Genomic DNA, 12,818 nt, shown 5'->3' with positions numbered 1-12,818 from the left:
TAGTAGATTACATAATTTTTATTATATCAATAATATTTCAGTACTTGTATACACTATTCAAAAAATTTATAATTCTAGTGAAGAAAGATTTATCCGTAGGTAGAAACAAAAAAGTGTAACCGTTATCGATAAGGAAACACCAATTGTTATAGCTTTTTCTTTAGAAAGGGGAGATGGGAACATGAAATACAGACGTGTAGGAGGATCAGGGTTAAAGGTCAGTGAGGTAAGCTTAGGGAGTTGGTTAACATTTGGAGCTTCTACTGAAAAGGATAAAGCGATTCAAACAATTGAAACCGCTTACGACCTTGGGGTGAATTCATTTGATACAGCAAATGTATATGCAAGAGGTGAATCAGAAAAAGTAGTCGGTGAAGCTCTTAGCAAATATAATCGCGATTCTTATGTGCTAGCAACAAAAGTGTTTGGACAAATGGGAGATGGACCAAATGATCGAGGCCTTTCGAGAAAACATGTTTTTGAACAGCTTCATGCTAGTTTAAAACGGTTGAAAACTGATTATGTAGATATTTATTACTGTCATCGCTATGATCCAGAAACACCAGTTGATGAAACCTTAAGAACAATTGATGATCTGATCCGTCAAGGTAAGATTTTATATGCTGGGGTAAGTGAATGGTCGGCACAACAAATTCAAGAAGCAATCGGTACATCAGATAAGTATCTATTAGATAGGATAATTGTTAATCAATCAAACTATAATATGTTTCATCGTTATATTGAAAAAGAAGTACTACCAGTAAGTGAGCAGCATGGAATAAGTCAAATTGTCTTTTCACCATTAGCACAAGGAGTGTTAACTGGGAAATATAGCGTAAGCAATCGTGCGCCAGAAGGAAGTCGTGCAACAGATCCGAAAGCGAACATGCATATGGGTCAATTCTTAAATGATGAAATCCTGTTAAAGGTTGAAAAATTAAGTGGAATTGCGAATGAACTTGATATTAGTTTATCTCAATTAGCCATTGCTTGGATTTTGCGTCAACCTGGTGTGGCAAGTACATTAGTTGGTGCGACAAAACCTGAACAAATAATTGAAAATGTTAAAGGTGTGGGTGTGACATTAACGAGCGATGTCATTTCACAAGTAGAAGAAATTTTACAGTAAGGGAGAGAATTATTTGAAAAAAATAGTCGTTACTGGCGGAAGTGGCCTTCTTGGTCACTGGGTAATTAAGGAATTTCTTGATAGTGGATATGAAGTAGTTAATGCAGATGTGAAGCATCCAATTGCTCCACTTTGTAAAACTATTATAACCGATTTACAAAACTTAGGTGAAGTTTACGGGGTGCTTGCTGGAGCAGATGCGGTCGTACATCTTGCTGCCATTCCAGTTGCGTATTCACATCCAAATGAAGTTACCTTTAAAAATAATGTCATGTCTACATACAATATATTAGAAGCTGCGGGAACACTTGGTATTAAAAAAGCAGTCATATCGTCAAGTGAGTCTTCATATGGAATAGTATTTGCGGTTAATGAGCTGTCTCCGCAATATGCTCCACTCGACGAAGAGCACCCACAATTACCAGAGGATAGCTATGGGTTATCTAAAATCGTCAATGAACAAACAGCAGATATGATTCATCGACGAACTGGAATGCAGGTTGTATCCATGAGATTAGGAAATGTGATTGCCCCAAATATGTATGGAAATTTTCCAGGATTTATAAATGACCCTGAACAGCGGAAAGTGATCATGTGGAGCTATATTGATACAAGAGATGCCGCAGTGGCCTATCGACTAGCAGTTGAAACGGATGGTCTTGGCTCTGTTGCACTAAATATCGCAGCAGATGACACAAGCATGGATATTGAAAGTAAGCACCTAGTAGAGACAATCTATCCAACTACTGAAATTCGTAAGAAATTGGAAGCATACGAAACATTATTTTCTAATGAAAAGGCAAAGAAGCTATTAAATTGGCAACCTATGCATAGTTGGAGAGAATATGTGAAGGTTAAGAATTAAGTTTATTTTGAGGGTAATTCAATTGGTGTAGATCAATTGAATTACCCTCTTTTTATTGAAAAAAATAGGAGGAAAAGAGTGAAATATTGGGATAGATGGCTCCTAAGATATAAATTGTAGAAAAACACCCTATCTAGAGAAGCTATTAAATCCAATTTATCTTACTTAGAAATGAAAAACAATTTGCTATCCTAATTCAATCTATATTAAACTGTGATAGGACAAAATGTAGCCAATTATGTAGTTCACACAAAAAGAGAGGAATCGATCCATGTTACACGAATTTACAATAAATATACCTTATAAAGAAATTGACCAATACACAGACACGTTAAATGCAACAGGAATTTATAACTTGTACTATGAATCCCCGATTGAAATCATCAAAGTCCAAAATGGATACGGATATGAAGAAAGGGAAGACCAGCAAGTTGATTTGAAAATTTACGCAAGTGATATGGAAGTGAAGAATCTACCAGAAGCGTATTATTCCTTACTAGAAACGACTCTTTCTATATCAAGGAAAGATATAAGCTATTCCTCACATGAAGAAGCCAATTGGGAGCAATCATATGAATTTGAAGACGTAGATTTAGGAAATGGGTGGGTTATTTCGTATCCCAATTCCAAAGAACAATATCATGATAGAAACGTTCTTAAATTTGACCCATTAGCTGCATTTGGAACTGGACTCCATGAAACAACCCAAGGTTGTTTACGAATGATCTTAGATAAAGACCTTACAGGGAAAAGCGTTCTGGACTTAGGAACTGGTTCTGGTATGCTTACAATAGCAGCATCTCTGAAAGGTGCAAAAAAGGTTATTGCTGTTGATTATGAAGAAGTTGCAAGAGAGCTTTATCATAATGCCGAACTGAATAATCTAAACAATGACCTTAAGGTAGTACAAGCTGATTTAATTACAGGGGACTACACTATTGAGGATGTATATGATCTAATTTTAATCAATATTGGTGCAAATGAGACAATGAGTATCTTGAAAAAACATGATCTATTAAAAAACAGCAATAATTTTATCATCTCTGGTTTAGTGGAATGGCATATTGACCAGCTGATAGCGGATTTCCAAGCAGGTGGTTTTTCAATTCATGAAAAAGCACAGACGAATGAGTGGGTAACGATTCATTTTTCTAAGCAATAAAAGTGAGGATTGTTAAAGGATCTGTTCCTTTAACAATCCTATTCTATTTATAGTATCAGAATTTATAAATTTTCTTACTGAGTTTTGGTGGCTAGCGTAAGCGCCTAGAACCTCGGGTCTGATCAAGGCGCTTACGCTTTTCTTAGGTAATAATCAAATACCTATTAATAGGACGTCCAATTCCACCATACTCAATATGAATCTTTACAGTGCCAGATTGTTCCATATATTCAAGGTAGCGTCTAGCGGTCACACGGGCTATTCCAATGCCTTCCGCAACTTCTTCAGCAGAAATAGCTTGATTTTGTTCTTGTAAATGATTGATTATTTTCTCAAGGGTCAGAGCATTGAGTCCTTTAGGTAATTGTTTATTTTCTAACTTTTTTGGTTGAAAGAGGAGACGATCCAATTCTTGTTGGGTGATCGATTCCTTTTCTTGTAGCTTACAATAATAGTTAAGATAGTTTGTAAGTGCCTGTTTGATTCGATCGAATTTAAAAGGCTTCATGATGTAATCAATAGCTCCTAATTGCAATACCTGCCGAACTGTTTCAATATCACTAGCAGCCGTAATGGCAATTACATCAGTTTCTAAACCCTCTAAACGAATTTGTTTTATCGTTGTGATACCATCCTGATTAGGCATGAAAATATCGATTAGAGCTAAATCAGGTTTTTCTGTTTTAATAAAATCGATGCCTTCTTTGCCATTAGATGAAGTGCCAATAACAGTAAATCCATCAACTTCCTCAACAAATTGTTTATTAATTTCTTGAACCATTGGGTCATCTTCAATAAGTAAAACGCGAATATTTGAAGCTTTCATCTAACATTCCTCCATACAATCGTCTTACATATAAAAGGTAATCATAAAGGAGGTACCTCGTTCAGGATATGACTCTATATGAATGGTACCATTTGCTTTTGCGACAATTTCTTTTATTAGAAATAAGCCAATTCCTCGGTTAGAGCCTTCCTTTGTAGTGAATCCTTCTTGAAAAACTTGGGTTTCTACTTCCTTTGAAATACCAGATCCATTATCCTCAATCAGGATGGATAAAAGCTCTTTTTGCTGTTCAATGCTCACATAGATCTCTTTTTCTATTTCATTACTATCTTTAAAGGCGTCAAACGCGTTTTCGATTAAGTTTCCAAAAATGATTACAAAATCATGAACGTCTAGTGAAGGTGGAAATGACTCTAATCGGCTATGGCGATCAATATGAACGGTGATTCCTAGCTCCTTCCCACGACTTACCTTACTTAGCAGGAGACCAGACAAACTTTCACTCTTGATATTTTTTGATAGAAACCGAGTTAACTCTTCATGCTCCTCAGTAATTTGAAAGACATACTCTAGCGCTCTATTTTTATGATCGAGTTGTAGTAATCCTGCTATCGTATGCAGCTTGTTCATATGCTCGTGATTTTGAACTCTCAGAGCGCTTACAAAAGCTTTTACTCCAGTAAGTTCTTCTGCTAGTTTTTTTACTTCTGTACGGTCTTGGAATATCGCAACTGCGCCGACTGTCTTTTCGTTTACTTTAATAGGAATTCGATTACTAACAATATTTAAATTACGAACAGTTAACTCTCTATTGTAAAACGGCTTTTGCAACTGTAGGATCTCTGGAAGTCTTGTATCAGGAATAATCTCATGGATTTTTTTACCGATTACCTCACCTACTATTCCCATCATTGCTTTCGCTTTATCGTTAAAAACAGTTATTTTTTCATCTGTATCAATTGCAATGATTCCTTCATGCATTGCATTAAAGGTCTCTGTTCGTTCTACCACCAATCTCGCTATTTCATGTGGCTCTAGATTAAACATCTCTTTTTTTATACGCGAAGCCAGTAACCATGCACCCCAGCCACCAAATAATAATGAAATCGCACCAGTTAACAGGATTTCCATTCGTAAATTCCAGATGATTTCAAAAAACGTAGGTAACATATACCCAACTAATACGACGCCAACCTGGTGATGCTCTTTATTAATAATCGGAACGAATCCACGAATGACAGTTCCTGCTTCACCTTTAGCCTTTGTCGTATATGTAAGTTCTGCAAAGGCAGGATCCTCATCAGTGCCTTGTGACTTTTGACCAATTAGATGAGGGACAGGATGTGATAAGCGAATATGATTCATGTCCATCACCACAATATAATCAGCATGATGAATCATTCTCATTGTTTCAACACGATCATTAATCTTGCTTCGTTCTTTTGTACTACCGGTAATCATCGCACTGATATCTGGAACCTCTGCAACAGTTCTAGCAGTTAGAAGTGCTCGTTGCTTTAAGTCATCTTCTCCAGAATCAATAAAATTGCTTATAATAACGATGCCAGCGAGAAAAAGGGAAAATCCCACAATAAAAAAGATTAAACCCATTATTTTTGTTTGTATGGATAAACGCTGCATAAAGAGTTCCTTTCTTTTTTTAGGCTCTTTCTAAGACTTCTTCCTAAAGGAAGTTGAACTTTACCCCACATTAACTGGCAGTATTCTACTATTCTTTACATAAGAGAATAGATAGAAGCTCGATATGAGTGAAACTGGCAGTAAATGTCCGATAAGGTCAACTAACCTTCAGTGAGAATGAAAAGACTTCTCCCTGAAGGAAGTTGAACTTTATCCCACATTAACTGGCAGTATACTGACCTATTCATTACATGAAAGAATAGATAGAAGCTCGATACGGGTGAAACTGCCAGTAAATGTCCGATAAGGTCAACTAACCTTCAGTGAGAATGAAAAGACTTCTCCCTGAAGGAAGTTGAACTTTATCCCACATTAACTGGCAGTATACTGACCTATTCTTTACATGAAAGAATAGATAGAAGCACGATATGAGTGAAACTGCCAGTAAATGTCCGATAAGGTCAACTAACCTTCAGTGAGAATGAAAAGACTTCTCCCTGAAGGAAGTTGAACTTTATCCCACATTAACTGGCAGTATACTGACCTATTCTTTACATGAAAGAATAGATAGAAGCACGATATGAGTGAAACTGCCAGTAAATGTCCGATAAGGTCAACTAACCTTCAGTGAGAATGAAAAGACTTCTCCCTGAAGGAAGTTGAACTTTATCCCACATTAACTGGCAGTATACTGACCTATTCTTTACATGAAAGAATAGATAGAAGCACGATATGAGTGAAACTGCCAGTAAATGTCCGATAAGGTCAACTAACCTTCAGTGAGAATGAAAAGACTTCTCCCTGAAGGAAGTTGAACTTTATCCCACATTAACTGGCAGTATACTGACCTATTCTTTACATGAAAGAATAGATAGAAGCACGATATGAGTGAAACTGCCAGTAAATGTCCGATAAGGTCAACTAACCTTCAGTGAGAATGAAAAGACTTCTCCCTGAAGGAAGTTGAACTTTATCCCACATTAACTGGCAGTATACTGACCTATTCTTTACATGAAAGAATAGATAGAAGCACGATATGAGTGAAACTGCCAGTAAATGTCCGATAAGGTCAACTAACCTTCAGTGAGAATGAAAAGACTTCTCCCTGAAGGAAGTTGAACTTTATTTTACCATGGAAAATGACGCGTGTTACAATTACTATTACATAAATATGGGGGTAGTTAGAGAGATGAAGTATTTAATAGGCTCGAGTTTCTTTGTGATGATCATGATCTTAGCTATCTTTTTTTATCCTTTTGATCGATTTAAACAGGAAGAAATTAGTTTTGACGATGAACAAGAGGGATTGTCAGATCAAATCATTATTCGATTTAGCCACGTTGTTGCTGAAAATACGCCCAAAGGTTTAGCTGCGCAGAAATTTGCTGAATTAGCTGATGAAAAAACAGATGGTTTAGTTAAAGTAGAGGTGATCCCAAATGGTACTCTATATACTGATGAACAAGAGTTAGATGCGTTAATGAATAACGATGTTCAAATGATTGCACCGTCCTTATCAAAAATGACAAAACTAGCACCTGAATGGGGACTATTTGATCTACCCTTTTTGTTTCAAAAAAACGAGGATATCACGTCTGTCTTTTCTAGTGAAATTGGAAACAGCTTTTTACGGCTCCATGAAGATGAAAACATAACAGGGATGGCATTATGGAGCAATGGCTTTAAACAAATGACAAGCAGTGAAAGTTCATTGAAAAAGCCTGAAGATTTTAAGGGTCAACGTTTTCGGATTATGCCAAGCGCTATGATTGAAGAACAGTTTGAACGCCTAGGAGCTGAGCCGATCGTTATGCCTTTTGATCAAGTCTATATGTCATTAGAAGAGGAAAAGTTTGAAGGACAGGAAAATACAATTTCTAATATATATTCTAGACGTCTATATGAGCTTCAAAATTATATGACAATAAGTAACCACGGTTTTTTAGGCTATGCTGTGTTAATGAATAAAGAGTTTTGGGATCATCTCCCTGAAGATGTTCAATCTAGTTTGACAGATGCAATGGATGAGACAACTACCTGGATGTTAGAAGAGTCGATGAAAATGAACAAAGCTCAATTAGGTGTGATAGAGAGAGAATCCTCAATTGACATTCATTATTTAACCGAAGAAGAACAGGGGAAATGGCTTGATAATCTTCAGCCGGTATATCAATCGTTTCTTCAGCATGTGACTGAGGATTTTGTAAAAGAATTTGTAGAGGAAAGAGTTAAGGATATGGAGAAGCAGTAGTATTGTACCTTTCTTCATGTTGTAAAAGGTTTGTACGCCTCTATATACACAAATAATATCGTAAATCTATATAATATATTAACTCTAATAGAAAGGAGGCAAAAATTGAAGATAGATGCGGTTTTTGAAGGTGGTGGGGTGAGGGGAATTGCTTTTATTGGAGCGATTCAAGCCATGGAAGAGGAAAACGTAGAATGGGAAAGACTAGCAGGAACATCAGCAGGTGCCGTAATAGCTGCTCTGTTAGCAAGCGGTTTTAAAAGCTATGAAATTAGAGATAGGTTTAAAGAAATGGATTATTCTAAATTTCGAGGGTTGACAATCCTGAATCGAATTCCCCTTATCGGCAGCTTTTTGGAGCTAATGGTCCATCTTGGAATTTATAAAAATGATTATCTTGAAACATGGATGGATGCTATTCTTTCAGAAAAAGGCATTAGGACATTTGCAGATCTACCAGATGGGAAATTAAAAATTATCGCTTCAGATGTTTCAAATGGACAAATGCTTATTTTGCCAGATGATTTGGATCGCTATGGGATGACTCCTGCTGATTTAAAAGTTTCAACCGCGATTATGATGAGTGCTTCAATACCATTTTTCTTCCGTCCGGTTATTTGGAAATCTAAAGACAACAACAAATCCTATATTTTAGATGGGGGATTACTTAGTAATTTTCCAATATGGTTATATGATACTGATAACCCCCGTTTCCCAACGTTCGGCTTCCGTTTTGTAAAAGATGAAGTTGATATTGGGGCTGTTATACCAACCCCGTTACACCTTTTTAAAAATATTTTTAAAACGATGCTTCAAGCACATGATTTGCGACATCTCAACGAAGAAACGAATGAACGTACGATTAAAATTCCGACTGGCGGTATCACCACAACTGATTTTGAACTAAATAAGGATGAAATCGAATTTCTCTATCATTCAGGTTATACTTCCGCTAAGGAATTTTTATCGAAGTGGGATTTTGAAAAGCATAAGGCTAAACGAAAGCAAAAAGAAAAGATTTAATATAAAGAAATAGTGCTATTGCTGCTAAAAGGCCAGGATGAAATCACGTCCTAGCCTTTTTTAGATACTCTAAAATCTGTAGCGATGTCAAAGACGAGAAAAATGTAACCTAAATTTTAAACAAATGTAATCATAATTACGAACAAATGAAAACTTGTTATGGGAGAATGATTACTTCATGAGTTGATTTTACTATATATAAGTTATTAACAAGATAGGTATTTTAGTATTTTGTCGTTAACCTTAAATAATTAGCAGTAGTCCTTTTACGATAAAAGAAACGAGGGCTCGTAATGTGTTATTACGTTTAGGTGGTGTAAGTTATGGGAGAGCTGAAAAAGAAAAGAAAGAGAGTAAGACTAAGATGGGGAAGAGTATTTGGAGCGCTTCTTATTCTTTTTGTCTTCATTATTGGAGTATATAGTGTTTATCAGTACATACAAGGGACATTAGAAGGTAACAATAAAACTTTTAAAAATGATCAAGGAAACCATGCTTTTCAAGGGAAGAAAAATGAAATAGGTGATGTAAACGTTCTTTTATTAGGTAGTGATTCTAGAGGGGAAAAACAAGCTAGAACGGATACGATTATGGTAGCACACTATGATCAACGTACTCATTCGGTTAAACTTATTTCGTTTATGCGTGATATGTATGTATCAATTCCAGGACATGGGAAGCAAAAATTAAATGCTGCTTATGCATATGGAGGTCCAGAATTACTGAGGAAAACCATTAAAGAAAATTTTAGTCTAGATATTAATTATTACGCGATTGTAGATTTTAAAGGATTCGAAGAGGCTGTAGATATTCTCGTTCCAAATGGCATTCAAGTGGATGTACCACATTTAATGACTTCTGGAATCGGAATGGAGATAGAAAAAGGTAAGCAAACCCTTCATGGGAAAGAGCTGTTGGGCTATGTCCGTTATCGCCAAGATCGTTTGAGTGATTTTGGAAGAGTACAAAGACAGCAAGAAGTTGTTTCAAAAATTGTGGAGGATTCTGTAAGTCTTCGTAATGTAGCGAAACTCCCTAAGCTATTGGGTGTCTTGAATTCATATGTGGATACAAATATTGAAACTACTACACTATTTACGATCGGAAAAGACTTTGTGACAAATAATAAAGGAGATTTAGAGACTCTCCGTATCCCTGAAAATGGCAGTTTTCAAAATATACGTTATGAGGATATTGGAGAAGTATTAGAGGTGGATTTTCAACAAAATAAGGAAGCTATTAAAAAATTTATTGAGGGAGAAAATCATAATAGTGACGGTCAAAATGAAGAGGATAAGTGAGATGGGGAATGAATCTAATTCCTGGTAGTCACCAACACATATAAACAAAAGAAGCCCAATCTAAATGTTTTAGGTTGGGCTTCTTGATTATTATTAAGCTAAGCATATTTCTTTTACTCTCAAACTTATTCCTACCCTATAGAATAATTAAGAAATGTTCTTTAATTCTTCTGTATATCGTAGGAATTCGCTTTTGTTTCGGTCTCGTAAGGACTGGTCAATTTTCTCGTGGATTTTCTCTTTTCGGAAATTAAGCAAAGCATTGTCTAACACCATTTCAGCAAATAAAGAGTCTATGACATTTACCTCGGGTTGTGGTGAATTAAGCAAATTCTTTTCCATGAAGAATCACTCCTTGACCTTTTTTCTATTATACTATCCATTTTCATACTATTCAAAACATTTTGATTGGTAATTCGATAATTCAAAAAATAGTAACACAAACTTTGTATCAGTTTGTGCTACTATTCTTGGTCTCACTTTATTGATCTTGTCCTGCTTCTGTCTGTGTGTTTTGATCTGCGTTAAATGGATTTCTTTCTTCCATACCGCTACGACCACCGCCGTTACCGCCAAATCTTCCATTTGCCGGTGCTTCTGTTACACCGGATTCGTCTAAGTACGTCATCACACCAGATAATGTATATTCTACAGATTGTGAACCTGCTTTATATTCTGCAGTATTATACACTCCGTCTCTATTTTCACCCGTTAAAACACCACCTGAGCTGAGCGTATACGTTTGTTCATTTTGTAGCTCTGGTGTGCTAATTAAAATGGTTTGATATTGTTTTTCAGGAGCAATTGCAAATACTTGTTCACCATTGCTATCCTCGACATACATTGTTGTTCCTGCTTCTTGGAATTCAGTGAATGTCATCATGATGGCATTTTGATTGGAGTCTTCTGAAATACCTTGTGCCATACCACTACTACCAGCAGCAACTAAAGTACCACCCTCAATAATGAAGGACTGATCGTAATCTAGAGACCCATTCCCAGATGAAGAAGGTCCATATACAAGAACCGTTCCACCGGTCATTTTTATTGCTGTATTTGAATCAAGTCCGTCACCATTCGCATTTACATATAAGTAGCCACCCTCAATTAATAATTTACCTTCTTCAGACGTTTCTTCTGCGGCTGTCTCTTCTTCAGCTGTTTCTGTTTCTTCGGAAGCTCCAGATACGTTCATCGCCATACCAGGCATACCGAATTCACTACTACCTCCATTATTATTGACTCCATCATCTGCTGCATTAACGTGAATGGTACCGTCAGCAATCGTAATATTCATTCCTTCGATACCTTCTTTGCTTTTATCAATATTAATTTCTCCACCGTTAATCGCTACATTTGCATCGCCATGAATACCGTCATCTCCGGTAGAAATAAGGACCTTGCCATCAGAAATAGAGACATCTTGATCACTATGAAGTGCATCCTCAAGGGAGTCAATTGTAAATGTTCCACCAGCAATAATAATTTCAGTACCTGCTTTTATACCTTTTGTACTGATTGTATCCTCTGAATCTGCTTCTTCCGTAGCTTCATCAGTTGGTCTTTGTGGTGGTTCACCTGTCATTTCCTCAGGAGGTGTGCCACCGCTTGGCATTTCTGCTGAGTTTGTTCTTACCTCATTTGTACCATCGTTATTAAATTCTCGATTACCGAAAGCACCACCAATTTCAGAAGCGCTCTCGATTGTTTCTGGGCTACCGCCACCTGCTACAATGGAATATTCACCGTCTATTACAGTTACTGCCTTCTCAGCTTGAACGCCATCACCTTTTGCTTGAACAGTTAAAGAACCACTTTCCAAAATAATGTTACCTTTTTTCTCGTCTTCATCGTTTGAAGCTTTCACACCATCACCAGTTGCTACTACTGAAATAGTGGCATTTTTCATGGCTAATAAATCTCGACCAACAATCCCATCATCTACAGAAGTAACTTCTAGGTTACCACCTGTAATTTTTAAGTTATCGCGACTTGTAATACCATCTTTAAAATTTCCTGATACGTTTAACGATCCAGAACCGTTGATCGTCAAATCATCTTTACTAAAAATTGCTGCTTCTGGTTCATCTGCTGCTTCTGGTTCATCTGCTTCTTCATCTTCATAAACATATTCTGTTGCATCAGATAGGATATTTTTTGTGTTTTTCTCAAGAGATATCACCGTTTTATCTGCTTGCTTTACATAAATGGGTGCACTTGTTGAAGAGTTAATCGTTGCTCCATTTAATATGATGCGAACGGTACCTGCATCTTCTGCATCTACAACAATTTGTCCATCCTTTAAAGTTCCTTCTACAACATAAGTTCCGGTTGTTCGAATCAATATTTGATTATCTTCAACAATGACACCATCATTCTCAGCCACAGTTGCTGTTGTTTCACTCAACTTAATAAATGTCACATTATCTTCTTGCCAATCAGTATATAAATCATCACTGGCATAAGTAACTAGATTATTTACTAGTTCAGAGGCCTGTGTACTACTTGTCTTCGTATCGCTACTACAACCACTGATGATTAAAGCAATACCAAACAATAATGGAATGAACCTATTAACTTTTTTAATCATCCTCTTAATCATCCTTATTTAAGTATCGTAAGCTGTTTGTTTACTCGATACGTTTTATTATGAAATAAA

At 36.4% G+C, this 12,818-nt stretch carries 10 protein-coding genes; 6 read left to right on the top strand and 4 right to left on the bottom strand.

Translation table 11 applies throughout. From position 1 onward, the window contains the following. Positions 1–181: 181 nt before the first annotated feature. From HUW50_RS04220 to HUW50_RS04210, 3 genes are all read left to right on the top strand, one after another. Positions 182–1,129, top strand: coding sequence for an aldo/keto reductase family protein (locus tag HUW50_RS04220; protein ID WP_066330270.1), 948 nt, complete (start codon positions 182–184; stop codon positions 1,127–1,129). A 13-nt stretch (positions 1,130–1,142) separates the two neighbouring features. Continuing rightward, positions 1,143–1,994 carry an NAD-dependent epimerase/dehydratase family protein gene (locus tag HUW50_RS04215; RefSeq protein ID WP_185653720.1) on the top strand — a complete coding sequence of 284 codons (852 nt, stop codon included), beginning with the start codon at positions 1,143–1,145 and terminating at the stop codon, positions 1,992–1,994. A gap of 271 nt (positions 1,995–2,265) precedes the next feature. Then, a complete protein-coding gene (locus HUW50_RS04210; RefSeq protein WP_066330268.1) occupies positions 2,266–3,156 on the top strand; it encodes a 50S ribosomal protein L11 methyltransferase in 891 nt (296 codons plus the stop codon). Positions 3,157–3,298: 142 nt separating this feature from the next. Here HUW50_RS04210 and HUW50_RS04205 read toward each other — a convergent pair whose 3' ends face one another. Continuing rightward, positions 3,299–3,982: a response regulator gene (locus HUW50_RS04205; protein WP_066330267.1), complete on the bottom strand. Its 684-nt coding sequence runs from the start codon at positions 3,980–3,982 to the stop codon at positions 3,299–3,301. A gap of 24 nt (positions 3,983–4,006) precedes the next feature. Then, positions 4,007–5,584 carry an ATP-binding protein gene (locus HUW50_RS04200; protein WP_066330266.1) on the bottom strand — a complete coding sequence of 526 codons (1,578 nt, stop codon included), beginning with the start codon at positions 5,582–5,584 and terminating at the stop codon, positions 4,007–4,009. Positions 5,585–6,773: 1,189 nt separating this feature from the next. Between HUW50_RS04200 and HUW50_RS04195 the strand changes: the two genes are divergently transcribed. The 3 genes from HUW50_RS04195 to HUW50_RS04185 all read left to right on the top strand — a co-directional run bounded on the left by HUW50_RS04195 (position 6,774) and on the right by HUW50_RS04185 (position 10,159). After that, entirely contained in the window at positions 6,774–7,835 is a 1,062-nt protein-coding gene (locus HUW50_RS04195) for a DctP family TRAP transporter solute-binding subunit (RefSeq protein WP_066340354.1), read from the top strand. Between the two features lie 105 nt (positions 7,836–7,940). Beyond that, complete coding sequence (locus tag HUW50_RS04190) at positions 7,941–8,858, top strand: patatin-like phospholipase family protein (RefSeq protein WP_066340349.1); 918 nt, start codon at positions 7,941–7,943, stop codon at positions 8,856–8,858. A 323-nt stretch (positions 8,859–9,181) separates the two neighbouring features. Next, positions 9,182–10,159: an LCP family protein gene (locus tag HUW50_RS04185; RefSeq protein ID WP_066340345.1), complete on the top strand. Its 978-nt coding sequence runs from the start codon at positions 9,182–9,184 to the stop codon at positions 10,157–10,159. 147 nt (positions 10,160–10,306) lie between these two features. Here the strand turns inward: HUW50_RS04185 and HUW50_RS04180 are convergent, their stop codons facing one another. Both HUW50_RS04180 and HUW50_RS04175 read right to left on the bottom strand, forming a co-directional pair. After that, positions 10,307–10,501, bottom strand: coding sequence for an IDEAL domain-containing protein (locus HUW50_RS04180; protein WP_066340342.1), 195 nt, complete (start codon positions 10,499–10,501; stop codon positions 10,307–10,309). Between the two features lie 139 nt (positions 10,502–10,640). After that, entirely contained in the window at positions 10,641–12,749 is a 2,109-nt protein-coding gene (locus HUW50_RS04175) for a carbohydrate-binding domain-containing protein (RefSeq protein WP_185653719.1), read from the bottom strand. Between the last annotated feature and the right edge of the window lie 69 nt (positions 12,750–12,818).

Origin of the sequence: Metabacillus sp. KUDC1714, assembly GCF_014217835.1 — a bacterium.
GTDB classification, from domain to species: Bacteria; Bacillota; Bacilli; order Bacillales; family Bacillaceae; genus Metabacillus; species Metabacillus rhizosphaerae.
The sequence above is the reverse complement of the archived record's forward strand: the minus strand, read 5'-3'. Positions and strand labels throughout refer to the sequence as shown.

What these genes read in the sequence shown, in the direction of transcription:
- HUW50_RS04195 (WP_066340354.1), top strand. Translation starts at nt 6,774, where the DNA reads ATGAAGTATTTAATAGGCTCGAGTTTCTTTGTGATGATCATGATCTTA.
- HUW50_RS04220 (WP_066330270.1), top strand. Translation starts at nt 182, where the DNA reads ATGAAATACAGACGTGTAGGAGGATCAGGGTTAAAGGTCAGTGAGGTA.
- HUW50_RS04185 (WP_066340345.1), top strand. Translation starts at nt 9,182, where the DNA reads ATGGGAGAGCTGAAAAAGAAAAGAAAGAGAGTAAGACTAAGATGGGGA.
- HUW50_RS04205 (WP_066330267.1), bottom strand. Translation starts at nt 3,982, where the DNA reads ATGAAAGCTTCAAATATTCGCGTTTTACTTATTGAAGATGACCCAATG.
- HUW50_RS04210 (WP_066330268.1), top strand. Translation starts at nt 2,266, where the DNA reads ATGTTACACGAATTTACAATAAATATACCTTATAAAGAAATTGACCAA.
- HUW50_RS04180 (WP_066340342.1), bottom strand. Translation starts at nt 10,501, where the DNA reads ATGGAAAAGAATTTGCTTAATTCACCACAACCCGAGGTAAATGTCATA.
- HUW50_RS04200 (WP_066330266.1), bottom strand. Translation starts at nt 5,584, where the DNA reads ATGCAGCGTTTATCCATACAAACAAAAATAATGGGTTTAATCTTTTTT.
- HUW50_RS04175 (WP_185653719.1), bottom strand. Translation starts at nt 12,749, where the DNA reads ATGATTAAAAAAGTTAATAGGTTCATTCCATTATTGTTTGGTATTGCT.